We start from the raw sequence: 26,002 nt of genomic DNA, 5'->3' as shown, positions 1-26,002 counted from the left end.
ACTGTTCCTCTCTTTGTTTATGGTTCTGCATTTTCACGCGCACCGCGCGCGGCAACGAGAAGCGCGGCGGTGGCAAGGACGAGCGAGGCCAGGATCAGCAGCGTCGCGATGGCGTTCAGCTCCGGCGAGGTGCCGGCGCGGATCAGCGAGAAGATGTAGACGGGCAGCGTCGTCGAACCGCCGGTGGAGAGCAGGTTCGAGGTGATGAAGTCGTCCATCGAGATGAGGAAGGCGAGCATCGCGCCGGAAAAGACGCCGGGGAAGATCAGCGGCAGCGTCACCCGGCGGAAGGTCGTCCAGCGGTCGGCATAGAGGTCGGCGCTCGCCTCCTCGAAGTCCAGCGACATGCCCTGCAGGCGGGCGCGGATCGGCAGGAAGGCGAAGGGCGTGCAGAAGGCGGAATGGGCGATGTTGAGCCGCAGCATGCCGTTCTGGATGTCGAGCAGCGAGAAGAGCAGCAGCGTCGCGACGGCGAGCACGATCTCCGGCAGCAACAGCGGCAGGTTGACGACGGTCTCCGAGAGCTTGCGGAAGCGCAGGTTCCTGCCGCGAATGATGGCGAGCGCGGCGGAAAGCGCGATCAGCGTGGAGACGACGGTGGCGACGGCGGCGACCGTCAGCGAGACCTTCAGCGCGTTCATCAGCGCGGCATTGTTGAGCGCCGAGCCGTACCATTTCAGCGAAAAGCCCGTCCACACGCCGGCAACGCGGTTGGCGTTGAAGGAATAGACGACGATGACCGCGAGCGGCGCGTAGAGATAGAGGAAGAAGACGACGGTGAGGGGGGTGAGGCCCGGATAGCGCTTGACGTCGTGGCGGATGCTCATGGCGCCAACTCCCGCCGGGCGGCGCGCAGCGCGGTGACGATCAGGAAGACCATGACGAGCGCCATCAGCGTCATGGCGATGGCCGCGCCGAAGGGCCAGTTGCGGCCGCCGCCGAACTGGAGCTGGATCAGCGAGCCCATCATCATCTGCTTGCCGCCGCCCATCAGCGTCGGCTCCAGCACCGCGCCGAGCGCCGGCACGAAGACGAGGATGGCCCCGGCGGTGAGGCCCGGCGCCGTCAGCGGCAGGATCACCCGGCGCAGCGTCACCCAGCGGTCGCCGTAAAGGTCGTGCGAGGCCTCGATCAGCGTGCCGTCGAGCTTCTCGATGGAGGCGAAGACCGGCAGCACCATCAGCGGCATCGCGGTATAGACCATGGCCGTCAGCGTCGCGCCGTCGTTGAACATGAAGCTCATGCCGGCGGGAAGGCCGAGCGTTTCGAGCAGCTTCGGCAAGGTGCCGTCCTTGCCGAGGATGATCATCCAGGCATAGACGCGCAGGATCATCGAGACCCAGAAGGGCAGCGTCACCAGATAGACGAGCGCCGCCTTCAGGCCCGGCGGCTGGCGCGAGATGAAATAGGCGACCGGCACGGCGAAGAGGAGGCAGATCAGCGTCGTCGCGCCGGCAAGCAGGAAGGTGCGGCCGATGATGAGGAGATATTGCGGGGTGAATTCCAGCTCCCCGGTCCAGCCCTCGTTGAAGAGGATCTGGCTGTAGCCGGAAAGGTTGAAGTCCCAGGTGAAGCCGCCATAGGCGCCGCGCGTCGCGACCGACACGGCGGCGATGATGAAGATCGGCAGGATCAGCGCGAAGCCCATCAGCAGCCGCGAGGGCAGCAGGCCCCAGAAGGAAAGGTCGTGCCAGAAACGGGCGCGGGGCGCGCGCACCGCCTCGGCGGGGATATGGAGGGCGCTGTCGGTCATGCCGCCAGCACCCGCGCCGAGCCCGCGACGAAGCCGACGGGAACCGTCGCGCCGAGCGGGATCGTGTCGCCCTCGCGGGACGCGTTGCGGCGCGAGGCGCGCAGCTCCGTGCCGGAGACGTCGAGTGTGTAATGGGTGTAGCCGCCCATGTAGTTCTTGTTGGTGATGCGGCCCTCGAAGGTGATGCCTTCGACCTGGTTGCCGAGATTGATCTTTTCCGGGCGCACCGAGAGCGTCGCGCGGCCCTTCACCGTCGGGCCGGTCGCCGGCACGGTGATGGCAAGGCCGAAGGGCGTGCGGACGGTCGCCTCGCCGCCGGCGGCCTCCAGCACCTCCACGTCGAGGAAATTCGTCTCGCCGACGAAATCGGCGACGAAGCGGTTGACCGGCTCCTCGTAAATCTCCGCGGGCGTGCCGATCTGCTGCACCTCGCCGCCGCCGAGCACGGCGATGCGGTCCGACATGTCGAGCGCCTCTTCCTGGTCGTGCGTGACGAAGACAAAGGTGATGCCGGTGTCGCGCTGGAGCGTGCGCAGCTCGTCGCGCATCGCCTGGCGCAGCTTCAGGTCGAGGGCGGAGAGCGGCTCGTCGAGCAGCAGCACTTCCGGCTCGGGCGCCAGCGCCCGGGCAAGGGCGATGCGCTGGCGCTGGCCGCCGGAGAGCTGGGCGGGCTTGCGCCTGGCCATCGCGCCCATATGCACCCGCTCCAGCATCTCGCCGACGCGGGCCCTGATGCGCGCCTGCTCCCAGCCGAGGTTTTCGAGGCCGTAGGCGACGTTCTGCTCCAGCGTCATGTGCGGGAAGAGCGCGTAGCTCTGGAAGACCGTGTTGACGCGTCTTTTGTGCGGCGGGATGGCGACGACCTCGCTGCCGCCCAGCAGGATCGAGCCCGTGTCCGGACTCTCGAAGCCGGCGAGCATGCGCAGAAGCGTGGTCTTGCCGCAGCCGGAGGGCCCGAGCATCGTGAAGAACTCGTTACTGCCGATATGGAAGCTGACCGATTTCAGCGCCTGATAGGCCCCGAAGCTCTTGGAGACCGACTGCACTTCGATGGCCTTCTCGTCTCCGGTAGAATGGGGCTCAGTCATGCTTTGGTCCTCACGCCGGTTCGAGCTGGGTGACTTCGCGGCGGAAGGGCAGGGCATCGCCGATATCGGGCGTGTCCAGTTCCCGCGCATAGCGATGGCCGGCATAGGTCGCCCAGGCGATGGGGGCGGGGGCGCTGGCGTCGCCGATGATCTTGACCGATCTGATGCCGGCATCCGCCCAGTCCGCCTGCCGGGCGAGAAGGTCGTTGTAGAGCGCGTCCTCGGCAAGGCGCGAGGCGACCATGACGACGGCGTCGCAGCCGATGGCGGCCTTGCGGCCGGTATAGGTGCAATTGGTCTCGACCTCGCCGGCCCGGATGGCGGTGACGCCGCGGTTGAGGCGGATGTCGACGCCGAGATCGTCGAGGCGCACATGGATCGCGCCCTGCTCCAGCGTATTGCGCGTCCAGTCGGAGACATAGGCCGAGGGCGTGACGAGGATGACATTCGCGCCGGCCTTGGCCATCACCTCGGCCATCACGCCGCCCATGTAATAGTGGTCGTCGTCATAGACGACGACGGTCTTGCCGGTAAGGTTTTCCGGATGGACCTTCGCCATGACGTCGTCGGGCGTCCAGACGGTCATGGCCGGATCGACCGGCATCGGCACGACGTGCTGGCGGGCGACGCCGTCGCGCCGCCAGTGCGCGCCGGTGGCGATGGCGACATGCTCGAAGCCGAAGCCCAGCACGTCCTCGGCCGTCAGGCGGCTGTCGAAATAGGTCTCGACATTGGTGCGCTGGGAAATCTGGTACTGGCGATAGTCGACGACGCGGCCCCAGGCGGAAAGGCCGGGCAGCAGCCGCTCGCGGGCGACACGGCCGCCGAGCGTCGTGGTGGCCTCGGCGAGCGTCACGTCATAGCCGCGCAGCGAGAGGGCGCGCGTGGCTTCGAGGCCGGCGGGGCCGGCGCCGACGACGAGCACCGTCTGGCTCTCGCCCTTTTCGTTCATGCGCTCGGGGTGCCAGCCCTTGCGCCATTCCTCCATGAAGGTGGGGTTCTGCGTGCAGCGGCTGATCGACATGGTCATGTCGCCGGTGATGCACATGTTGCAGCCGATGCATTCGCGGATGTCCTCGATGCGGCCCTCCTCGATCTTCCTCGGCAGGAAGGGATCGGCGATGGAGGGACGGGCGCAGCCGATGAAATCGAGCACGCCCTGGCGGATCATCCGCGCCATCACGTCCGGCGAGGTGAAGCGGCCGACGCCGACGACGGGTTTCGAGGAGAGTTCCCGGATACCCTTGACCAGCAGCTCCTGCGCGCCTTCCTCCTTGAAGCGCGAGGGGCCGGAACAGTCCTCCCAGGCGCCGTGCGCGAGGTCCCAGAGATCGGGCAGGTCGGCGTTCATCTCGACGAATTCGCGCACCTCGGTATTGGAGAAGCCGAGCTCGCCGATCGTCTCGTCAAGGCTGACGCGCATGGTGATCGCGGTCGTGTCGCCGACGGCATCGCGGATATCGGCGACGACCTCGCGGGCGAAGCGCGAGCGGTTTTCGAGGCTTCCGCCATATTCGTCGGTCCGCTGGTTGGTGGCGCGCGACAGGAAGTGCTGGAAGATGCCGAAGCCGTGCGCGCCGTAAAGACAGATGAGGTCGAAGCCGGCGACCCTGGAGCGCTTCGCCGCGTTGACGAACCAGCGCCGCAGGTCCCGGATGTCGGACCTGTCCAGCGCGCGGGCCTGCACCGGATCGTTGGTGAAGGTGCGGATCGGCAGGGCGGAGGGGGCGAGCGGTACCTCCTTGGTGTAGAAGTTCGGGCCGTTAATGCCGGAATAGGCGAGCTGGATGCCGGCGAGCGCGCCATGTACCTTCATGGCGTCGGACATGCGGCGAAGGCCGGGAATGTCCTTGTCCTCCCAGAGCCTGAGCTCGATGAAGGGCGTGATCTCCGAGGTGTGGTGCATCTCGGTCTGCTCGGTGAAGATGACGCCCCAGCCGCCTTCCGACTTGATGCCGCGCATCGCCGCGGCCGCCGAGGGGTCGCGATAGCCGCCGCCATTGCAATGCGGCACCTGGTAGAACCGGTTCTTCGCGACATGCGGGCCGATCGCGAGGGGTTCGAACAGGATATCGTATTTGGCGTCACGCATGGCGGTCCCCGGGTTTTGTGAGGCTATTGGATTGGGCGAAGTGCCTCCGGTAAATGATGCGTTCCGGAAGCATGGATTAGGTTCAGGCTAATCGAGATGCGCGGTGTGAAGGCCGCGCCTTTTCAATTTTCGCGCGAATAAACGGTGTCTTGCAAAATATCTTTTGATTTCAGTCAATTATGAAGACGGCGGCGCCGGCTTCGGCTTGCGGGAAAAAGCGCAAGCCGGAGCCGGCGCGGCCGATGATCGAAATACGGGCCGGCGCGTGCCGCCGGCCCAGGCAGATGCCTAGTATTTCACCCACACGGTTTTGAGCGCGCAATACTTGTCGAAGCTGTGGATGGAGAGGTCGCGGCCGAAACCGGACTGCTTGACCCCGCCGAAGGGCGTCATGGCGGAGAGCGCATCGACCGTGTTGACGGAGACCGTGCCGGCATTCAGCCGGTCGGAAACCGAGAGCGCGCGCGAAAGGTCCTTCGTCCAGACGGAGGCGGCAAGGCCGTATTCGCTGTCATTGGCGATGCGCAGCGCCTCCTCGTCGCTGTCGAAGGGCGTGATGGCGAGGACGGGGCCGAAGATCTCCTCCCGCGCGATGCGGGCGTCCGGCGCGACCTCGTTGAAGATGGTCGGCTGGATGTAGCAGTCCGAGCCGTCGCGCGTCTCGCGCGTGCCGCCATGGGCAAGGCGCGCCTCCCTGCGGCCGATGTCGATATAGGAGGCGACGCGGTCGGCATGGCTCTTCTCGACCAGCGGGCCCATGCGCGTGGCAAGGTCGAGCGGGTCGCCGAGCGGCCATGCGGCCGTCGCGGCGATCAGCTTCTGCGTGAATTCCTCCTGCACGGAGCGGTGCACGAGGAGGCGGGAATTGGCTGAGCACACCTCGCCGGAATTGAACAGGATGCCGAAGGCCGCCATCTCGGCCGCCCTGTCGAGGTCGGCATCGGCGAAGACGAGGTTCGGTGACTTGCCGCCCGTCTCCAGCCAGACCTGCTTCATGTTGCTTGTCCCCGCATAGGTCATGAAGAGTTTGCCGACCTTGGTCGAGCCGGTGAAGACGAGGGCGTCGACATCCGGGTGGAGGCCGAGCGCGCGGCCGGCATCCTCGCCGAAGCCGGGCACGACGTTGAGCACGCCGTCCGGCAGGCCCGCCTCGGAGGCAAGCTCGGCCAGCATGAGGGCGGAGAGCGGCGATTGCTCGGCCGGTTTCAGCACGACGGAATTGCCGGTGGCGAGCGCCGGCGCGAGCTTCCACGTCGCCATGTCGAGCGGGAAGTTCCACGGCACGACGGCGCCGATGACGCCGAGCGGCACGCGGCGGATCATGGCAAGGTCGCCGCGCCCGGTGGGGGCGATCTCGTCATAGAGCTTGTCGATGGCCTCGGCGTGCCATTCGAAGAAGTGGGCGGAGCCGGGCGCGTCGATGGTCGAGCTGTCGCCGATCGGCTTGCCCATGTCGAGCGTGTCGAGGAGGGCAAGCTCCGGCACGTTCTCGCGGATGAGGGCGGCAAGGCGCAGCAGCACCGCCTTGCGCTCGGCCGGCGACTTGCCGGACCAGCGGCCGTCTTCGAAGGCGCGGCGGGCGGCGGCGACGGCGGCGTCGATATCCTCGGCGGTGCCGCGTGCGACGGCGGTCAGCACCTGCGCATTGGCGGGGTTGACGGTCTCGAACCGGCCGCCCTTCGCGGCATCGCGGAAGCGTCCGTCGATATAGAGGCCGTTGCGGAATTTCAGGCTCGCCGCGCGGGCGCGCCAGTCGATGGTCGTCGTCATGAACTGCCTTTCTTTGCGGGTGGGGTTGCGGCGGAAACCGGCAGGTCCATGCCCATGCCGCGGATCGTCTCGCCGCAGAAGTCGATGAAGCGCCGCACGGTGAGGGCCGGATTGGCATCGGCCATCGAGAGAATGCCCATGCGCATGGGGCGCAGGTTCCCGGTCAGCGGCACGAAGGCGAGGCGGCTGCCGTCCGGCGCATAGGTGGAGACCGGGCGGATATTGGCGATGGAATAGCCGAAGCGATTGGCGACCATGGCGCGCATGACGGACATGTCGCGCGTGCGCTCCGCCACATGGGGCGTCAGGCCGGCGTCGCGGAAGAGCGAGAGGAAATAGGCCGAGGAATGCGGCAGGTCGAGCAGGATCATCGGATGCGGCGCAAGGTCCTCCACCGTCACCTCGCGGCGGCCGGCGAGCGGATGGTCCTCGTCGAGCACCGCATAGGGCGGCAGCACGGCGAGCTCGTGGAAGGTCATGTCGGCGGGAATGTCGAGATCGTAGCTGAGCGCGATGTCGAAGCGCGCCATGCGCAGCCCTTCGAGGATGCGCGCCTGGTCGCGCTCGTACTGAAAGAAATCGACATCCGGATAGGTGTCGGAGAAGGCGCGGCGCAGCGGCGGGATGACGGCCTGCGCGAAGGTGACGAGACAGGCGACATGCAGCGGCCCGCGCACCTGGCCGGTCAGCTCGTTGGAAAGCGCGTTGAGCTTTGCCGCTTCCGAGAGGATCTGCCGCGCCTGCGCGACGAAGCCGTGGCCGGCCTGCGTCAGCGAAAGGCCGTGCGCGTGGCGGCGCACGAAGAGGTTGATGCCGAATTCCTTCTCGAGCTGCGAGATCGCCGCCGAGACGGACGGCGCCGAAACGTTCACCCGTTCGGCCGCCTCCGTGACGGAGCCGAATTCCCCGACCGCGACGAGATACTCCAGTTGCCGGAGCGTGAAGCGCAAGGCCATGTCTGTTCCCCTGTTGAGGCCCCAATTAAGGAACAGATTCGCCCGCGCGGAAAGGGTGCGTTCCGTCAGGCTGTGGACGGCGCGCTCGCGCCTTGGGGCGGGGGGACGGTTCATGGCATGCTCGCTTCCTCCTCGCTGGCGGCCGGTGCCTGGCCTTTCAGGAGGCCACGGCGGCGACGCCGGTGTCCTTTCCGCTGCGGTGCTCGGCGATGTAGCCGGCGAGATAATCCGCGTCGTGCCAGCAGCCCCAGATGAAGGAGGAGGCGCGGCGCGACAGCCACGGCAGGCCGACGAAGAAGAGGCCGGGCACCTTCGAGACGCCGCGCTCGTGGACGGGGCGGCCCTTCTCGTCGAGCGCGTCGAGCTTCAGCCAGCCGTAGTCCACCGCATAGCCCGTCGCCCAGACGATGGAGGTGATGCCGGCCTCCTTGAGGTCCAGCGCGAGGATCGGATCGGTCACGCAGGCCGGGTCCGGTTCCCTGTGGCGCGCCTCGGGGTCCTCGGGCAGGTCGAGGCCATGCTCCGCCGCATAGGCATCGGCGCGGTCGAGCAGGGAGAGATGGTTGGCATCGCCCCGCGCGATGTTCTCCGCGAGGTCGGGCGCGACATGCAGCACGCCGTCCCTGTAGGATTCGGCGCGGCCGAGCAGCGTCATGCCGCGATTGCCGAGGCGGCGGAAGTCGACCGTCTGCCCGCCATAGGCGCCGCTGACGGCGATGGTGACATGCTCGGTGTTCGGCGCCGGCACCTTGAGGTCCCAGATGCCCAGCACCCCGAGCCACCAGCAGAAATCCTTGCCGCGATAGCGGCGCGGCGGCCTGTCGTGCGGGCCGATGGAAAGGTAGACGCGCCGGCCGGCGCGCAAGAGCTCGTCGGCGATCTGCGTGCCGGAGGATCCGGCGCCGATCACCAGCACCGCGCCCTCGGGCAACTGGCCGGGATTGCGATAGGCGTTGGAATGGATCTGCGTCAGGCCCTTCTCTTGCGGCACCAGCGCCGGCATGACGGGGCGCTGGAAGGCGCCGGTGGCCGAGACGACGTTCCGCGCCTCGATCACGCCGTCGGAGGTCTCGACGCGGAAGGTCTCGCCCTCCTTGCCGACCGACCGGACCTCCACGCCGCAACGGATCGGCGCCTTGATCTTTTCCGCATAGGTCACGAAATAATCCGCCACCTGCTCCTTGGGGGCGAAGGCCTCGCCGTCGAGACCGGGGAAGGTCATGCCGGGAAAGCGGTCGTGCCAGGCGGGGCCGTTGGCGACGAGGCTGTCCCAGCGGGCGGTGCGCCAGTTCTCGGCGATGCGGGCCTTTTCCAGGACGAGATGGGAAATGCCGCGCCTGCCGAGATGCTCGCTCATCGCGACGCCCGCCTGGCCGGCGCCGATGACGAGCGTGTCCACTTTTTCCACTGCCATGCCGCTTTCCTTTCCTTCCCGGAGCGCCACCTCTGTGACCGGTCCTGCCGATGTGTAAGGGAAGGGAAAAAAAGCGGACATGAGTGTTTAATTCAGCGATGCTTAGGCGGTCGCTAAGCCATGGAATCGCCGTCGTCTGTCGGATGACGGCCATGGAAGATGGCATGGCAATACAAACGAGGCGAGGGCGGGATGGACATGCCTGACGGGGAGATGCCGGCGGACGAGGGGCGCTACGACTTCATCGTGGTCGGCGCCGGCTCGGCCGGATGCGTGCTGGCGAACCGGCTCTCCGCCGACCCCGGGAACCGCGTCCTGCTGCTGGAGGCCGGCGGGTCGGACCGCTACCACTGGGTCCATGTGCCGATCGGCTATCTCTACTGCATGGGCAATCCGCGCACCGACTGGATGATGAAGACGGCGGCGGAGGCCGGGCTCAACGGCCGCGCGCTCGACTATCCGCGCGGCAAGGTGCTGGGCGGCTGCTCCTCGATCAACGGCATGATCTACATGCGCGGGCAGGCGGCCGACTACGACGGCTGGCGGCAGGCGGGCAATGCCGGCTGGGGCTGGGACGACGTGCTGCCCTATTTCCTGAAGTCGGAGGACAATTATCGCGGCTCGTCCGCCATCCACGGCGCCGGCGGCGAGTGGCGCGTCGAGCGCCAGCGCCTTTCCTGGCCGATCCTTGACGCCTTCCGCGACGCCGCCGAGGAGCTTGGTATCCCCAAGACCGACGACTTCAACGGCGGGGACAACGAGGGCTCGGGGTATTTCGAGGTCAACCAGCGCGGCGGCGTGCGGTGGAACACGACCAAGGCGTTCCTGCGCCCGGCGATGAAGCGCCCGAACCTGCGTGTCCTCACCGGGGCGGAGACGGAACGCCTGGAATTCGACGGCAAACGGGCGAGCGGCGTGCGCTTCCGGCTGAACGGCCGGCCCGCCGTCGCGCGCGCCTCCCGCGCGGTCATACTGTCGGCGGGCGCGATCAACTCGCCAAAACTCCTCGAACTGTCGGGCATCGGCCGGCCGGACGTGCTCTCGGCCCTCGGCATTCCGGTGCGCCATGCGCTCGCCGGTGTCGGCGAGAACCTGCAGGACCATCTCCAGATCCGCACGGTGTTCCGCATCGAAGGCGCAAGGACGCTGAACCAGCTCTACCACAACCTCCTGAGCCGAGCCGGCATGGGCCTGCAATATGCATTGCGCCGCTCCGGCCCGCTCTCCATGGCGCCGAGCCAGCTCGGTATTTTCGCCAGGAGCGATCCGGCGGTCGCCACGGCCGATCTCGAATATCACGTCCAGCCGCTCAGCACCGACCGGCTCGGCGAGCCGCTGCACCGCTATCCGGCCGTGACGGTCTCCGTCTGCAATCTCCGGCCGGAAAGCCGCGGCACGGTGCATGTGACGGCGGACGATGCGGCGCTCGCCCCGGAGATCCGGCCGAACTATCTGTCGACGCCGGGCGATCGGCTGCTGGCGGCCAGATCCATCCGCCATGCCCGCAGCCTCATGGAGACGCGGGCGATCGCCCGCTTCCGGCCGCAGGAAATGCTGCCGGGCACGGAATACCAGAGCGACGAGGACCTCATCCGGCGCGCCGGCGATATCGCGACGACCATCTTCCACCCCGTCGGCACCTGCCGGATGGGCGGCGATCCGATGGCGGTGGTGGATGCCAGGCTGCGGGTGCACGGTTTCGAGGGGCTGCGCGTCGTCGATGCTTCCGTCATGCCGACCATCGTTTCGGGCAACACCAACTCGCCGGTGATCATGATCGCGGAAAAGGCGGCGGATGCCATTTTGGAGCGCGCGTGATCGGCAAGGTTGGGCTAGATTCGGATTCGCCCTGAAGCCATCGAAGGACGCCGCACCGTGAGCAAGCCGAACTACCGCGACATCGCCCGCCATGCCGGCGTGGGGACGGCGACGGTCGAGCGGGTGCTGAACGGGCGCGGCGGCGTGCGGCCGGATCTCGTCGCCAGGGTGGTGATCGCCGCGCGCGCCCTCAAATATCCGCGCACGCTGCCCGATACCCATCGCGGCCTGCTGCGCATCGAGGTGCTGATGGTGCGGCCGGAGACGACGTTCTACCGGCGGCTTTCCCGGGCCTTCGAGCGCATCGCCGCGACGCTCGATCCGCTGGTGGTCGTCCAGCGCAGCTTTACCGAGGAGATGAAGCCGGAGGCGATCGCAAGGCGCATCCTCTCCACCGAGACGCCGCGCGCGGCCCTCATCCTCGCCGTCCCCAACAGCCCGCTGATCAGCGCGGCGGTGGAGGCGGTGGTCGCCCGGGGCATTCCGGTCGTCCATGTCGTCACGCGCGCCTCGGGCCATATGGGCGAGTTCGTCGGCATCGACAATCAAGCAGCGGGCCGCACGGCCGCCTTCTTCATCGCGCGCATGGCGCGGGCGCAAGGGCCGGTCGTCGCCCTCTGTCATCCCATCTACCAGGTGCATCGCGATCGCATCCGCGGCTTTTCCGATTATTTCCTCAAGCATCCCGGCCCCATCGCCTTCGAATGGCTCGGCTTCACCCGCGACGAGGAGCATTTCAGCGCGGAAACGCTGGCGATGGTGCTCGAAAGGCACCCCGATCTCGTCGGCCTCTACAATGCGGGCGGGGCGAATGCGGCGCTGATCAGCGTGCTGCAGCGCCACCCGCGCGGGCGCGACATCCTCTTCGTCGGCCATGAGCTGACGGACTATACCCGTGCGGCGCTCGGCGAGGGCATCATGGACGTGGTGCTGGACCAGGCGCCCGAGGCGCAGGCCCAGCGCGCCCTCGATCTCGTCCTGCGCCGGATCGGCCTGACCGACATCGAGCCGGACCGCAATCCCATCCGCTTCATCACCATCACGGCCGAGGGGCTTTGATCTGATTTGATCAAGGAAGCCTTCGGCGCGCCGCCCTGTTCCTGATATTTTTCAAGTCAGGAGGAGGGCCGGCGGTGCTCTCCCGTCATCCGGCAATTGTGCGGGCGAAAGCCCGAAGGAGAGCGCAATGGACGATCTGAAATACGGCAAGCGCAACAAGCGCGGCGACTGGGCGCCGAACGATCCGGTAGAGACCGCGCCGCTGTTCGCCTTCCCGCCGAAGCTCATGGCGATCCTCAAGTGGTTGCCGCACTATTTCTTCCCCTGGAACGCCATCTTCGCGCTCTCGGCGGTGGCCTACTGGGCCTGGGTGATCCCCCCGGTGGAGACGATGAAGACGCTCGCCATCGGCTGGGCGCTCTGGCTCTATGCGGTGAACGCGGTCTGCGTCTTCCTGTTCTACGGCGCCTTCGAGCTTCACCTCTACGTGCTGAAGCGGCAGGAGAACCGCTTCAAGTACAATGGCAGGTTTCCCTCCGACCAGAAGAACAACGTCTTCTGGTTCGACCGCCAGAACGTCGACAACATGCTGCGCACGTTCCTGTCGGGCGTGACGGTCTGGACGGCCATCGAGGTCGCCATGCTCTGGGCCCATGCCAACGGCTATGCGCCCTGGCTGACCTTCGCGGAGAACCCCTGGACGCTGGCGCTGGTCGCGCTCGTCGTGCCGATCATCCACGAATTCCACTTCTTCTGCATCCACCGGCTCATCCACGTGCCCTTCCTCTACAAGTGGGTGCATTCGGTCCACCACAATTCGGTGAACCCGTCGCCGTGGTCGTCGCTGTCCATGCATCCGGTCGAGCATTTCCTCTATCTCGGCACGGCCTTCTATCACCTGATCCTGCCGTCCAACCCGGTGCTGATGCTCTACCAGCTCCACTATGCCGGCTTCGGCGCCATTCCCGGCCATGTCGGCTTCGACAAGGTGGAGGTCGGCGAGGACAGGCTGGTCGATAGCCACGCCTATGCGCATTACCTGCACCACAAATATTTCGAGGTGAACTACGGCGACGCCCTGATCCCGCTCGATAAGTGGTTCGGCACCTGGCACGACGGCTCGCCGGAAGGCGAGGCCCGCATGCAGGAGCGCTACCGCAGGCGCAAGGAAAAGCTCGCCGCCCGCAAGGCCCGCGCCGAAGTCCAGGGGGCCGCCGAATGACCTGGGTATCTGCTTGCAGGATCGACGATATCGAGCAGGAGGGCGCCGTGCGCTTCGACCATGGCGGGCGCACCTATGCGATCTACCGCGGCCCGGACGACAGCGTCTATTGCACGGCGGGCCTGTGCACCCATGAGGCGATCCATCTTGCCGACGGGCTCGTCATGGATTTCGAGGTGGAATGTCCCAAGCATTCCGGCGCCTTCGACTATCGCACCGGCGAGGCCCTCCGCCTTCCCGCCTGCGAGAACCTGAAGACCTATCCCGCCGAGGTGATCGACGGCGAGGTGCGCGTGGCGCTTTCCTGAAGGCCACGCATCATCGATCGGGCCCTTCGGGCCTCCGGTGTGCGAGCGGGTGAACCGGCACCCATTGGGAGGAATGACATGAAATCTCTATGCCTGGCGGCCGTTCTGGCCGCCTTGATGGGAAGCGCTGCTTCGGCCGAGACGATCGGCGTCTCGATGCAGAGCTTCGACAACAACTTCCAGACGCTGCTGCGCGAGGGCATCGGCGCCCGCGCCGCCGAGGTGAACGGCGTCAACGTGCAGGTCGAGGACGCGCAGACCGACATCTCCAAGCAGCTCAACCAGGTGAACAACTTCATCGCCGCCGGTGTCGATGCGATCATCATGACGCTGACGGACACCTCCGCCGCTCCCGGCGTCAGCGAGGCGGCGTCCAAGGCCGGCATTCCGCTCGTGTTCCTCAATCTTGAGCCGGAAAACCTCGCCAGTCTTCCCGAAAAGCAGGCCTATGTCGGCTCGAAGGAGACGGATGCCGGGCGGCTTGCCGGGGAGGCGGCCTGTTCGCTGCTGAAGGAGAAGGGCAAGGCGTCGGATGCGCAGGTCTATATCCTCATGGGCGACCTTGCCCATCAGGCATCGCGCGACCGCACCTCCTCCTTCAAGGACGCCCTGGCGGGCGGCGACTGCAAGGCCGTGACGATCGCCGACGAGCAGTCCGCCGCCTGGACGCGCACCAATGCGATGGACCTGACGACGAACTGGATCACCGCCGGCCAGCCCATCGACGTGGTCTTCGCCAACAACGACGAAATGGCCATCGGCGCCATCCAGGCGCTGAAGGCGGCGGGCGTCTCCATGGACGACGTGATCGTCATCGGCATCGACGCCACGCAGGACGGCCTTGCCGCCATGGCGGCGGGCGATCTCGACGCGACCGTGTTCCAGAACGCCAAAGGCCAGTCCGGCAGCGCGCTGGACGCCGCCGTGGCGCTCGCCCGCGGCGAGGCCGTCGACAGGCAGGTCTGGGTGCCCTTCGAGCTCGTCACGCCGAAGAACATGGCGGACTATTCCTCGCGGAACTGATCCTCCCCGCCGGTGCGTTTCCGAACGCGCCGGCAACATTTTCCATGGAGAGCCTCATGAACGGGATCGTCATCATCGGCGCGGGCGAAGCGGGCACCCGCGCGGCCTTCGCGCTCCGCGAGGCCGGGTTTTCCGGTCCGGTCACGCTGGCCGGCACGGAGCCGCATCTTCCCTATGAGCGCCCGCCGCTCTCCAAGCCGCTGGACGGTGCCGTCCAGATGAAACCGATCTGCTCGGCCGAGGCTCTCGAAGCCGCCGGCATCGACTATCTTCCCGGCATGCCGGTAGTGCAGATCGACACCGCCCGTCGCCACCTTCTCCTCGGCGACGGGCGGACGCTTGCCTATGACAGGCTGCTCCTTGCGACCGGCGCGCGCCCCCGCCGGCTCGCCTGCCCGGGCGCCGAACGGGCGCTCGACTTCCGCACCTTCGCGGATGCGGCGGCGATCTTCTCCCGCGTTGAAGCGGCGGCAAGCGTCGCGATCGTCGGCGGCGGGCTGATCGGCATGGAGCTTGCGGCGGTGCTGCGCGGCAAGGGCATTGCCGTCAGCGTCGTCGAGGCGGCGGCCAGGCCCCTCGGCCGCGCCGTGCCCACGCGCTTTGCCGCGCGGCTGCATGCGCGCCATGCCGAAGAGGGCGTGCGGTTCCATCTCGGGCAGGGGATCGCCGAAATCACGCCCGATGCGGTCTTGCTGGCCGATGGGACGAGGGTTCCGGCCGATATCGTCGTCTCGGCCATCGGCGTCGTGCCGGATACCGGCCTTGCCGAGGCGGCGGGCCTTGCGACCGGCAACGGCATCCTGACGGATGCCTTCCTGCGCACCAGCGATCCGCATGTCTTCGCGGCGGGCGACTGCGCGGCCGTATTCGTGGCCGGCGGCGGCTATGTCCGCTTCGAAAGCTGGCGCAACGCGCGCAGCCAGGCCGAAACCGCCGCGCGCAACATGGCGGGCGCGAGCGAAGCCTTCGCCGCAATTCCCTGGTTCTGGTCCGACCAGTACGATCTCGGCTTGCAGGTCGCGGGCCTGCCCCAGCCGGGGCATGACTGCATCCTGAGGCCGGCCGGGGAGGGCGAGCTGGAATTCTATCTCGATGGCGGGCGTCTCGTGGCCGCCGCCGGCCTCGGTCCGGGCAACAGCCTTGCGAAGGACATCAAGCTCGCCGAGATGCTGATCACCGCCGGCATCAGCCCGGATCCCGCCGCGCTTTCGGACCCCGCCGTGAACCTCAAGGCCCTCCTCAAGAGCGCGCGGGCGGCGTGATGCAGAAGCTGCTGTTCTTCCAGTCGCTCTGGGCCATGGAGCGCCGGCATACGGACGGGCACGAGCGCAGCCTTGCGGAAAATATCGCGATGATCGCGGAGGCGGGCTTCGACGGCGTCAGTGCGCATTACACGAAGCGCGCGGACGTCAGGACGCTGGACGAGGCGCTGCGGGGAACGGGTCTCGGGATCGAGGGCGTCTGCTTCCCGCGCACCGTCGAGGACCTGCGCCTGCCGCTGGAACTGGCCACCGACTATCCGGTGAGTCACATCAACCTCCAGCCCGATATCCGCCTGCGCCGGGTGGAGGATTGCCTGCCGCTGCTCGACGGCTGGATGGCGCTTGCCGAGCGGGCCGGCATTCCGGTCTTCATCGAGACGCACCGCGACCGCATGACGACGGACCTGTTCTTCACGCTCGATCTTCTCGACCGCCGCCCCGATCTGCCGCTTCTCGCCGATCTCTCGCATTTCCTCGTCGGCCGGGAATTCGCCTTTCCGGTCGAGGAGGAGAACCACGCCCTCATCCGGCGCATCCTGGAAAATGCCAAAGCCTTCCACGGCCGCGTCGCCTCGCGCGAGCAGGTGCAGGTCGAGATCTCCTTCCCGCATCACCGCCCCTGGCTCGACCTCTTCCTGAACTGGTGGGACGACGGCTTCCGCCACTGGCGCGCAAACGCGGCCGAGGATGCCGAACTGGTCTTCACCTGCGAGCTCGGCCCCAAGCCCTATGCCATCACCGGAAGGGACGGCAACGACACGACGGACCGCTGGGCGGAGGCCTTGATGCTGCGGGAGGAAGTGCGCGCGCTCTGGAAGTGAGGGGAGGCGGCGAGGCCGCCGCCGCTCACGCCTGCTCGGAGGCCCGTTCCAGCGCCTTCAGCATGGTGCGCTCGGCAAGGTTCAGATAGGTCTCCATCTGCGCCGCCGCCTCGTGCGGCCGGTTCTCTTCGAGAAGGGTCACGATGGCGTCGTTCATGTCGACGAAGGGCGCGTGCAGGTGCTCCGGGTCGTTGAGCAGCCCGAAGCAGAGGCGCAGCTCCGCCGAGATGCGTTCGTAGAACTCGTTGAGCCGCACGCTGTCGGAAAGGTCGATGATGGCGGTGTGGAAGATCATGTTGGCGCTGCCGACGCCGAGCCAGTCGCCCTTCTGGCGTTCCTGCTGCGCCCGGCCGACGGCCTCGCGCATCACGCGGATCGCCGGATGCTGGTGCCATGCCTGGCGCAGCGCGCCGCATTCCAGCATGCGCCGCACGCGGTAGATGTCGATGATCGAGGCCATGGAGGGCACGGCGACGAAGACACCGCGATTGGCCTCGTGCCGCAGCAGACCGTCCTTGGTGAGCAGGCGGAACGCCTCGCGCAGCGAATTGCGCGAGACGTCGAAACGCTCGCTGAAGGCCGCCTCCGAAAGGCGCTGGCCGGGCGAGAGCTCGCCCGAGATCAGCAGCGTGCGAATGCGCCGCGCCAGCCGGTCCGCCAGCGGCAGGCCATCACCATCCTCGCTCATGCCATCCTCCCCCGCCCGGGCTTTCAACCGCTGGAGCGTGCCCTAATTCCAAGGTCGCCTTAGCACGAATGCAGGACGGGCGGTGCGAAATTCGTCGCCAATCGCACGCTATCTGATTGGTAAAAAGGTATAAATAAGGAACGATATGGAATTATTGTTCAACAATATTGACATTTTTGTGTAGCAAGGCATGATTATTCCACGCAGCGGCCGCAATGCCGGGCGCTTCCAGGGAGAGTTCCATGCAGCAGAATGATCTTGCCAGCGCCCCCGCCGGTGCCGTGGCGCAAAACAGGGTGACTCAGCGCCGCGCCCTGCTCTCGGCCATGTTCTTGATGTCCATGTCGGCCGTCGGGCCGGGCTTCATCACGCAGACGGCCAATTTCACGGTGAAGCTGGGCGCGGCCTTCGCCTTCGCCATCCTCATCTCGATCATCATCGACTTCGTGGTGCAGGCGAACATCTGGCGCATCGTCACGGTGACGCGCATGCGTGCCCCGGCCATCGCCAATGCGGCCATTCCCGGCTCCGGCTACCTGCTCGCGGTCCTCGTCGTCATCGGCGGCCTGTTCTTCAACATCGGCAATATCGGCGGCGCCGGCCTCGGCTTCAACGCGATGATCGACCTCGATCCGAAGATCGGCGGCGCCATCGGGGCGCTCGCGGCGATCTTCATCTTCCTGTCGCGCCGCGCGGGCATCGCCATGGACCGCGTCGTCTTCGTCGCCGCCTTCGTCAAGCTCGCCCTCATCGTCTATGCGGCCATCTCCTCCGGTCCGCCGGTCGCCGAGGCCTTCCACCAGACTTTCCTGCCCGACACGATCGATTTCGCCACCATCACGACCATCGTCGGCGGCACGGTCGGCGGCTACATCACCTATGCCGGCGCGCACCGCCTGCTCGACAAGGGCACGGTCGGCGTCGAGAATATCGGCGCGGTCAACCGCGCGGCCTTCAGCGGCATCGCCATCACCGGCGTGCTGCGCTACATCCTCTTCCTCGCCATCCTCGGCGTCGTCGCCAGCGGCGTGGTGATCGACCTTTCGGGCCAGGCGGCAAACCCCGCCGGCCAGGCCTTCCATGCCGCCGCCGGCAATATCGGCTTCCGCCTGTTCGGCGCGGTCTTCCTCGCCTCGGCCATGACCAGCATCATCGGTGCGGCCTATACGTCCGTCTCCTTCCTCACGGCCTTCAAGCCGGACATGACGGAGCGCCAGCGCAACCTCGCGACCGTCGGCTTCATCGCCTTCTCGCTGCTCTGCTATATCCTCATCACCACGCCGCCGGCCGCCATGCTGGTCTTCGTCGGCGGCCTCAACGGCCTCGTGCTGCCGATCGGCCTGTCGATCTTCATGTATGCCGCCTGGGCCCGTCCCGACCTGATGGGCGGCTACCGTTACCCGCGCTGGCTGCTCGTCCTCGGCGTCCTCGTCTGCGCGCTCACATGGTATATGGGCTACAAGTCGGCTGGCTCGATCTTCAGCCTGCTCTTTGCATAAAGGGAGAGAGAAATGGTAGCGATCGATCTCAACAGCGACCTCGGTGAAAGCTATGGCGCCTGGCGCATGGGCGACGACGCGGCGATGCTCGCCGTCGTCTCCTCCGCCAACATCGCCTGCGGCTTCCATGCCGGCGACCCGGCGGGCATCTACCGCACGGTCAAGGCCGCAGCCGCGAACGGCGTAGTCATCGGCGCCCACGTCTCCTACCCCGACCGCGTCGGCTTCGGCCGCCGCGACCTCGACGCCACGCCCGAGGAGCTTATCGCCGACGTGATCTACCAGATCGGCGCGATCAAGGGCGTCGCCGCCGCCGCCGGCACCACCGTGCGCTACGTCAAGCCGCACGGCGCGCTCTACAACCGCATCGCCCATGACGCGAAGCAGGGCCAGGCGGTGATCGACGGCATCAAGGCCGTCGATCCCTCGCTGATCCTGATGGGCCTCGCCAATGCGCCGATCCTCGATCTGGCGCGCCGCTCGGGCCTTGCCGTCGTCGCCGAAGCCTTCGCCGACCGCGCCTATACGCCGAAGGGCGAGCTCGTCTCCCGCCGCGAGGCGGGCGCCGTGCTGCACGACGAGAAGACGATCGCCGACCGCATGGTGCAGCTTGCCCGCGAGGGCACGCTGGAGGCCATCGACGGCAGCACGATCCGCGTCGAGGCGCAGTCGATCTGCGTGCATGGCGACAGCCCCGGCGCGGTCGCCATCGCGCAGGAGATCCGCCGCCGCTTCGAGGCGGAGGGCATTGCCATCCGTTCCTTCGCCGACAGGGCGTGAGGGCGCGGCCATGACGATCCCGACCGACTATCTCGACCATGTCGACGCGTCGAGCGCCCGCAGGGCGCGCTCGACCTACCGTGGCGGCTTCGTCGCGCCGACCTCGGGCATCGCGCCCGGCTTCACCCAGGCCAACATGATCGTGCTGCCGCGCGACTGGGCCTTCGATTTCCTGCTCTATGCGCAGCGCAATCCGAAGCCCTGCCCGGTGCTGGACGTCTCCGATCCCGGCTCGCCGACGACGCTGCTGGCGCCCGGCGCGGACCTGCGCACGGACCTGCCGCTCTACCGCATCTGGCGGGACGGCAAGCTCGTCGAGGAGACCCCGGACGCGACGGCGGCCTGGGCCGAGCGCGACGATCTCGTCGCCTTCCTGATCGGCTGTTCCTTCACCTTCGAGACGCCGATGGTGGAGGCGGGCATCGAGATCCGCCACATGACGGACAAGTCGAACGTGCCGATGTACCTGACCGACAGGGCCTGCCGGCCCGCCGGCCGGCTCAGGGGCAACATGGTCGTCTCCATGCGCCCGATCCCGGCTGCGCGCGTCGCCGATGCCGCGACTATTTCCGGCCGTTTCCCGGCCGTGCACGGCGCGCCCGTGCATATCGGCGCGCCGGAAGAGCTCGGCATCGCCGACCTCGCGAAGCCTGAATTCGGCGATGCTGTGCGCATCGAGCCGGGTGAAGTGCCGGTGTTCTGGGCGTGCGGCGTCACCCCGCAGGCGGCCGTGATGGCCTCTGGCGTGCCCTTCGCCATCACCCATGCGCCGGGCTACATGTTCATCACCGATATCCCCGATTCCGCCTACCACGCGTGAGGGCATGATGCGCTTTCTTCCCGTCAGCCTGACCACCATCCTCGTCGAGCTCGCCGATCTCGACGAGACGCTTGCGCTCTTCGCCTCCCTGCAGGCCGATCCCGTCGGCGGCATCGAGGAAATGGTGCCGGCGGCGCGCACCCTGATGATCCGTTTCCGCCCGGAAAAGGTCACGGCGGCCGAGCTTGCGGCACAGATCGCCACCCGCGACCTCTCGGCGAAGATCGCGCCCTCCGAGCATCTGGTGGAAATCCCGGTGCGCTATGACGGCGAGGACCTCGCCGACGTCGCGGAGCTGACAGGCCTCACAGTGGAAGAGGTCGTCTGCCGCCATACCGAGAGCGAATTCACCGTCGCCTTCTGCGGCTTCGCGCCGGGCTTCGGCTATCTCGTCGGCGGCGATCCGGCGCTGCACGTGCCGCGCCGCAAGAGCCCGCGCACCCGCATTCCCGCCGGCTCCGTGGCGCTTGCCGGCGCCTTCAGCGGCGTCTACCCGCAGGCAAGCCCCGGCGGCTGGCAGATCATCGGCACGACGCCCGTCAGGATGTGGGACATCGACCGCGATCCCGGCGCGCTGTTCCAGCCGGGCTACCGCGTCCGCTTCTTCGACATGGAGCAGCCGGGCAGGACCGTCAGCATCCCGCAAGCCGCGCCCCGCAAGGAACGCGCCGTCGCGCCGCAAGCGCCGCAGTTCAAGGTGCTTGCCGCGCCGATGCCGGCCGTCTTCCAGGACCTCGGCCGCTTCGGCCAGACGGGGCAGGGCGTTTCCGCCTCCGGCGCGCTCGACCGCGCCGCCCTCAATGCCGCCAACCGCATCGTCGGCAACCCGGCCAACACGCCGGTCCTCGAACTCACCCTCGGCGGCTTCTCCTTCGCGTGCAATGCCCGAACGGTGATCGGCCTTGCCGGCGCCGCCTCGGCGGTGACGGTCCGCGATGCCGCCGACCGCGGCCGGGATTTTTCGACCTACGAGCCCGTCTCGCTGGAGCCCGGCGACGTCGTGACCATCGGCCAGCCGAAGAAGGGCATGCGCGCCTATCTCGCCGTGCGCGGCGGCTTCGATGTCGCGCCGGTGCTGGGCAGTGCGGCAACCGACACGCTCGCCGTCGTCGGCCCCGAGCCGGTGACGGCCGGGACCGTGCTCGCGCTCAGGGGCGGGGAGGGGCTTGCGAGCGTTTCCCTCGACGAGGCTCCGGCCTTCGACCTGCCGTCGGCGGGCGATGTCGTGACGCTCGACGTGGTGCTCGGGCCCCGCACGGACTGGTTCACGCAAAAGGGCATCGAGACCCTGACAAGCCAGCTCTGGCAGGTCACGCCGCAATCGAGCCGCGTCGGCATCCGCCTTGCCGGCGAGGTGCCGCTGGAGCGCAGGGACAGCGCCGAACTGCCGAGCGAGGGCACGGCGACGGGGGCGATCCAGGTGCCGCACAGCGGCCAGCCGGTGCTGTTCCTCGCCGACCATCCGCTGACCGGCGGCTATCCCGTCATCGGCGCTGTCGCCGAATACCATCTGGACCTTGCCGGCCAGATCCCCATCAATGCCAAGATCCGTTTCCGCCCGATCGGCCCCTTCGCCGAAATCGCCGCGACCCGATAGGAGAGTGCCATGAAGAAAGTGCTGATCGCCAATCGCGGCGAGATCGCCGTGCGCATCCTGCGCGCCTGCCGCGACCACGGCCTCCAGTCGGTCGCCGTCTATGCGGACCCGGATGCCGACGCGCTCTTCGTGCGCCTCGCCGATGAGGCCTACGGCCTCGATGGCGTGCGCCCGGCCGAGACCTATCTCGACATCGACAAGCTGATCGCCATCGCCAGGCGCTCCGGCGCGGATGCCGTCCATCCCGGCTACGGCTTCCTCTCCGAGCGGGCGGAATTTGCCAAAGCCGTGCAGGATGCCGGCCTCATCTGGATCGGGCCCGATCCGCATGTCATCGAGGCGCTCGGCGACAAGGTCGAGGCGCGGCGCATCGCCACCAGCGTCGGCGCGCCGCTCGTCGCGGGCAGCGACGGCCCCGTCTCGTCGGCGGCCGAAGTGATCGCCTTTGCCGAGCAGCATGGCCTGCCGGTCGCCATCAAGGCGGCGCATGGCGGCGGCGGGCGCGGCATCAAGGTGGCCTGGAAGATGGAGGAGGTCGCCGACCTCTACGAATCCGCCGTGCGCGAGGCGACCGCCGCCTTCGGCCGCGGTGAATGCTTCCTCGAACGCTTCCTCGACCGGCCGCGCCATATCGAGGCGCAGGTGATCGCCGACAGGCACGGCAACGTGCTGGTGCTCGGCACCCGTGACTGCTCGGCGCAGCGCCGCAACCAGAAGCTCATCGAGGAGGCGCCCGCGCCCTTCCTGACACCGGAGCAGCGCGCGCGCATCCATGCCGCCGCCAGGGCGATCTGCGCCGCCGCCGGCTATTCCGGTGCCGGCACGGTGGAATTCCTGCTCGGCGCCGACGGCACCATCTCGTTCCTGGAGGTGAACACGCGCCTCCAGGTCGAGCATCCGGTCACCGAGGAGACGACGGGCATCGACCTCGTCATCGAGCAGTTCCGCATCGCCGAGGGCAAGCCGCTGGCCGTCACCGAGACGCCGGAGCCGCGCGGCCATTCCATCGAGTTCCGCATCAATGCCGAGGATCCCGGCCGCGGCTTCCTGCCGACGCCGGGCGCGATCACCGCCTTCGATCCGCCGTCCGGTCCGGGCGTCCGCCTCGACAGCGGCGTCGTCACCGGCTCGACGATCCCCGGCGTCTTCGATTCGCTGATGGCCAAGCTCATCGTCACCGGCGCGACGCGCGAGGAAGCGCTGCGCCGCGCCCGCCGGGCGCTCCGTGAATTCCGCATCGAGGGTGTTGCCACCGTGCTCCCCTTCCACCGCGCGGCCATCGACACCGAAGACTTCATCGGCACGGACGGTTTCAAGGTCCACACCCGCTGGATCGAGACCGACTTCGCCGCCATGCCCGAGGCCGCGATGCGGCCGGAGCCGGCCGCCGATCCGTCGCTGGTCCGCACCCATCTCGAAATCGACGGCAGGCGCGTCTCGCTGGCGCTGCCGAGCCTGCTTCTGGCCGGCCTCGGCGCGGCGGGGCAGGGCGCTGCCGCAACCGGCGCGGCCGGCGGCAAGCCGGCGGAAGACGGCATCGCCGCGCCGGTCTCCGGCACGTTGCAGGCCTTCAAGGTGGCCGATGGCGCGACGGTCGCCGAGGGCGATCTGGTCGCGGTGATGGAGGCGATGAAGATGGAGACGCAGGTCCTCGCCCCCAAGGCCGGCCGCCTGCGCCTGCGCGTCAGGGACGGCGACTATCTCCAGGCCGGCGACGTGCTGGCGGCCTTCGAGGGCTGATCCCGGCCTTTCATCTATCCCAAATGGGACATTGACCCGAAAGGGCCGCGTTTGCCTTAATCCCCCCGACATTTCGCGACGGGGGAACCATGGTACGCACGCTTGCAAGCACGCCGAAGGCCGACGGCTTTCGCGCGCCGGGGGAATTCGAGCCGAAGGCCGGCTGCTGGCTGATCTGGCCGGAGCGGCCGGACACCTGGCGGCTCGGCGCGAAGCCCGCCCAGAAGCTCTTCGCTAACGTCGCCGCGGCGATCGCCGAGAGCGAGCCGGTCACCATCGCCGTCTCCGCCCGCCAGTGGCTCAACGCCCGCGCCATGCTGCCGGAAAGCGTGCGGCTCATCGAAATGACGACGGACGATTCCTGGCTGCGCGACAGCGGCCCGAACTTCGTCGTCAACGACCATGGCGAGGTGCGCGGCGTCGACTGGACCTTCAACGCCTATGGCGGCAATGACGGCGGCCTCTATTCGCCCTGGAACCTCGACGATCTCGCCGCCCGCAAGGTGCTGGAGACCGAGGGCATGGCCCGCTACCGCTCGCCGCTGATCGCCGAGGGCGGCGGCCTGCAATGCGACGGCGAGGGCACGCTGATCACCACGGAACAGTGCCTCCTCAACCGCAACCGCAACGGCCATCTCGGCAAGGCGGCGGTGGAGCAGCAGCTTTGCGACTATCTCGGGCTGGAGCATGTCATCTGGCTGCCGCGCGGCTTCTGCTTCGACGAGACGGACGGCCATATCGACGACGTCTGCTGCTTCGTGCGGCCCGGCGTGGTGGCGCTGAGCTGGACCGAGGACCGCGACGATCCGCAATACGAGATCGTGCGCGAGGTGGAGGAGGTACTGCGCTCGGCCCGCGATGCGCGCGGCCGTTCGCTCGAACTGCACCGCATCCACCATCCCCGCCCCATCGAGATGACGGCGGAAGAGGCGGCGGGCGTCGATCAGGTCGACAGCACCTGGGCGCGCCCGGCCGGCAACCGCATCGCCGCCACCTATATCAACTACTATCCCGGCAATTCCGTCGTCGTCGTGCCGCAGTTCGACGACGAGAAGCTGGACCGTGCCGCGAAAGCCAAGCTCGCCGAGCTCTTCCCCGATCACCGCATCGTCGGCATCGACAATTCCCGTGAAATCCTGCTCGGCGGCGGCAATGTCGCCTGCATCACCCTGCCGGTCTATGCCGGCCAGACGAAAGCCTGACGGAGAAAAGCCATGCGCAGAACGCTCGTCTCGATCCTCGCCCTTCTCGCCTCTTCGGGCGGCGCCTGGGCGCAGGAGGAAAAGGTCGTCAACGTCTACAACTGGTCGGATTATATCGCGCCCGACACGGCGGAGAAATTCGAGAAGGAGACCGGCATCCGCGTCGTCTACGACGTCTATGACGGCAACGAGGTGCTGGAAACCAAGATGCTGACGGGCGGCTCCGGCTACGACGTCGTCTATCCCTCGGCCTATCCCTTCCTCAAGAACCAGGTGAAGGCCGGCGCCTTCCAGCCGCTCGACAAGGCGAAGCTTTCCAATATCGGCAGGCTCGATCCGCAGGCGCTCTCGCTGATCAGGGGCGCGGACCCGGACAATGCCTATGCCGTGCCTTACATGGCCGTCACCGACGGCGTCGGCTACAATATCGAGGCGGTCAAGCAGCGCATGGGCGATGCGCCGGTCGATTCGCTCGCCATGGTCTTCGACCCCGCCGTCGCGGAGAAATTCGCCGATTGCGGCGTGGCGATGATCGATGCGCCGGCCGAGATCATCCCCATGGCGATGAACTATCTCGGCATCGACCCGCATTCGACCAGCCCGGACGACATCGCCAAGGTCGAGGACCTGCTGCTGAAGGTGCGCCCGCACATCCGCTATTTCCATTCCTCGCGCTATATCAACGATCTCGCCAATGGCGACATCTGCGTCGTGCTCGGCTGGTCGGGCGATATCCTGCAGGCCAAGGCCCGGGCGGCCGAGAGCGAGAAGAAGCTGGAGATCGCCTATTCCATCCCCAAGGAGGGCACGCTGATCAACTTCGACACCATGGCCGTGCCGAAGGATGCGCCGCATCCGGAGAACGCGCTCGCCTGGATCGACTTCAACATGCGCCCGGACATCGCCGCGGCCAATTCCAGCTATGTCTCCTATGCCAACCCGATCCCGGAATCGCTGCCGCTGATGGACCAGGCGGTGGCGAAGGACCCCGGCGTCTTCCCGCCGGATGACGTCAAGGCCAAGCTCTTCGTGGTGGAATCGAGCGATGCGAAGCTGCTGCGTCTGCAGAACCGCATGTGGACGCGCATCGTCTCCGGGCAATAGGCTTGGTGAGGGTTTCCCGCCGATTGAGGAAAACGGCGCGGCGTTT

Annotated in this window: 22 protein-coding genes; 14 read left to right on the top strand and 8 right to left on the bottom strand. The window is 67.5% G+C overall.

Annotated elements, in window-relative coordinates:
• Positions 1–17: 17 nt before the first annotated feature.
• From ACZ1A1_RS16900 to ACZ1A1_RS16870, 7 genes are all read right to left on the bottom strand, one after another.
• Positions 18–827, bottom strand: a complete 810-nt coding sequence (locus tag ACZ1A1_RS16900) for an ABC transporter permease (RefSeq protein WP_463620799.1) — start codon at positions 825–827, stop codon at positions 18–20.
• A complete protein-coding gene (locus ACZ1A1_RS16895) occupies positions 824–1,753 on the bottom strand; it encodes an ABC transporter permease (RefSeq protein ID WP_463620798.1) in 930 nt (309 codons plus the stop codon). Before ACZ1A1_RS16895 ends, ACZ1A1_RS16900 begins: the two co-directional genes overlap by 4 nt.
• Positions 1,750–2,841: an ABC transporter ATP-binding protein gene (locus ACZ1A1_RS16890; RefSeq protein WP_463620797.1), complete on the bottom strand. Its 1,092-nt coding sequence runs from the start codon at positions 2,839–2,841 to the stop codon at positions 1,750–1,752. The genes ACZ1A1_RS16895 and ACZ1A1_RS16890 overlap by 4 nt, the downstream gene beginning before the upstream one ends.
• A 10-nt stretch (positions 2,842–2,851) precedes the next feature.
• Complete coding sequence (locus ACZ1A1_RS16885; protein WP_463620796.1) at positions 2,852–4,933, bottom strand: oxidoreductase; 2,082 nt, start codon at positions 4,931–4,933, stop codon at positions 2,852–2,854.
• Positions 4,934–5,221: 288 nt separating this feature from the next.
• Positions 5,222–6,703 (bottom strand): aldehyde dehydrogenase, encoded by a 1,482-nt coding sequence (locus ACZ1A1_RS16880; RefSeq protein ID WP_463620795.1) that lies wholly within the window; start codon positions 6,701–6,703, stop codon positions 5,222–5,224.
• A complete protein-coding gene (locus ACZ1A1_RS16875; protein WP_463620794.1) occupies positions 6,700–7,659 on the bottom strand; it encodes a LysR substrate-binding domain-containing protein in 960 nt (319 codons plus the stop codon). The genes ACZ1A1_RS16880 and ACZ1A1_RS16875 overlap by 4 nt, the downstream gene beginning before the upstream one ends.
• Before the next feature lie 157 nt (positions 7,660–7,816).
• Complete coding sequence (locus tag ACZ1A1_RS16870; protein ID WP_463620793.1) at positions 7,817–9,073, bottom strand: flavin-containing monooxygenase; 1,257 nt, start codon at positions 9,071–9,073, stop codon at positions 7,817–7,819.
• 192 nt (positions 9,074–9,265) lie between these two features.
• On the opposite strand from ACZ1A1_RS16870, the gene ACZ1A1_RS16865 reads away from it, so the two are divergent.
• The 7 genes from ACZ1A1_RS16865 to ACZ1A1_RS16835 all read left to right on the top strand — a co-directional run bounded on the left by ACZ1A1_RS16865 (position 9,266) and on the right by ACZ1A1_RS16835 (position 16,526).
• Positions 9,266–10,891, top strand: a complete 1,626-nt coding sequence (locus ACZ1A1_RS16865; RefSeq protein WP_463620792.1) for a GMC family oxidoreductase — start codon at positions 9,266–9,268, stop codon at positions 10,889–10,891.
• A 57-nt stretch (positions 10,892–10,948) separates the two neighbouring features.
• Entirely contained in the window at positions 10,949–11,950 is a 1,002-nt protein-coding gene (locus tag ACZ1A1_RS16860; RefSeq protein WP_463620790.1) for a LacI family DNA-binding transcriptional regulator, read from the top strand.
• 127 nt (positions 11,951–12,077) lie between these two features.
• Complete coding sequence (locus tag ACZ1A1_RS16855) at positions 12,078–13,112, top strand: sterol desaturase family protein (protein ID WP_463620789.1); 1,035 nt, start codon at positions 12,078–12,080, stop codon at positions 13,110–13,112.
• Entirely contained in the window at positions 13,109–13,420 is a 312-nt protein-coding gene (locus ACZ1A1_RS16850) for a MocE family 2Fe-2S type ferredoxin (protein WP_234189889.1), read from the top strand. Before ACZ1A1_RS16855 ends, ACZ1A1_RS16850 begins: the two co-directional genes overlap by 4 nt.
• 78 nt (positions 13,421–13,498) lie before the next feature.
• Positions 13,499–14,443: a substrate-binding domain-containing protein gene (locus tag ACZ1A1_RS16845; protein WP_463620788.1), complete on the top strand. Its 945-nt coding sequence runs from the start codon at positions 13,499–13,501 to the stop codon at positions 14,441–14,443.
• A gap of 56 nt (positions 14,444–14,499) precedes the next feature.
• Positions 14,500–15,705: an NAD(P)/FAD-dependent oxidoreductase gene (locus ACZ1A1_RS16840; protein WP_463620787.1), complete on the top strand. Its 1,206-nt coding sequence runs from the start codon at positions 14,500–14,502 to the stop codon at positions 15,703–15,705.
• Positions 15,702–16,526, top strand: a complete 825-nt coding sequence (locus tag ACZ1A1_RS16835; protein ID WP_463620786.1) for a sugar phosphate isomerase/epimerase family protein — start codon at positions 15,702–15,704, stop codon at positions 16,524–16,526. The genes ACZ1A1_RS16840 and ACZ1A1_RS16835 overlap by 4 nt, the downstream gene beginning before the upstream one ends.
• A gap of 25 nt (positions 16,527–16,551) precedes the next feature.
• On the opposite strand, the gene ACZ1A1_RS16830 is transcribed toward ACZ1A1_RS16835, so the two are convergent.
• Positions 16,552–17,214 (bottom strand): GntR family transcriptional regulator, encoded by a 663-nt coding sequence (locus ACZ1A1_RS16830; protein WP_313194024.1) that lies wholly within the window; start codon positions 17,212–17,214, stop codon positions 16,552–16,554.
• Between the two features lie 242 nt (positions 17,215–17,456).
• Here ACZ1A1_RS16830 and ACZ1A1_RS16825 point away from each other — a divergent pair, with 242 nt between their 5' ends.
• From ACZ1A1_RS16825 to ACZ1A1_RS16795, 7 genes are all read left to right on the top strand, one after another.
• Complete coding sequence (locus tag ACZ1A1_RS16825; RefSeq protein ID WP_463620785.1) at positions 17,457–18,713, top strand: NRAMP family divalent metal transporter; 1,257 nt, start codon at positions 17,457–17,459, stop codon at positions 18,711–18,713.
• Positions 18,714–18,725: 12 nt separating this feature from the next.
• Positions 18,726–19,493 (top strand): LamB/YcsF family protein, encoded by a 768-nt coding sequence (locus ACZ1A1_RS16820; protein ID WP_463620784.1) that lies wholly within the window; start codon positions 18,726–18,728, stop codon positions 19,491–19,493.
• 10 nt (positions 19,494–19,503) lie between these two features.
• Positions 19,504–20,313, top strand: a complete 810-nt coding sequence (locus ACZ1A1_RS16815; RefSeq protein WP_463620783.1) for a putative hydro-lyase — start codon at positions 19,504–19,506, stop codon at positions 20,311–20,313.
• A gap of 7 nt (positions 20,314–20,320) precedes the next feature.
• On the top strand, positions 20,321–21,910 hold the full coding sequence (locus ACZ1A1_RS16810; RefSeq protein WP_463620892.1) for a 5-oxoprolinase subunit B/C family protein: 1,590 nt from the start codon (positions 20,321–20,323) through the stop codon (positions 21,908–21,910).
• 9 nt (positions 21,911–21,919) lie between these two features.
• Positions 21,920–23,650, top strand: coding sequence for an acetyl/propionyl/methylcrotonyl-CoA carboxylase subunit alpha (locus ACZ1A1_RS16805; RefSeq protein ID WP_463620782.1), 1,731 nt, complete (start codon positions 21,920–21,922; stop codon positions 23,648–23,650).
• An 89-nt stretch (positions 23,651–23,739) separates the two neighbouring features.
• Complete coding sequence (aguA, locus tag ACZ1A1_RS16800; RefSeq protein WP_463620781.1) at positions 23,740–24,852, top strand: agmatine deiminase; 1,113 nt, start codon at positions 23,740–23,742, stop codon at positions 24,850–24,852.
• A gap of 12 nt (positions 24,853–24,864) precedes the next feature.
• Positions 24,865–25,956: a polyamine ABC transporter substrate-binding protein gene (locus ACZ1A1_RS16795; protein ID WP_463620780.1), complete on the top strand. Its 1,092-nt coding sequence runs from the start codon at positions 24,865–24,867 to the stop codon at positions 25,954–25,956.
• The last annotated feature ends 46 nt before the right edge of the window (positions 25,957–26,002 follow it).

The organism is Shinella sp. R2-11 (genome assembly GCF_055330205.1).
The sequence above is the reverse complement of the archived record's forward strand: the minus strand, read 5'-3'. Positions and strand labels throughout refer to the sequence as shown.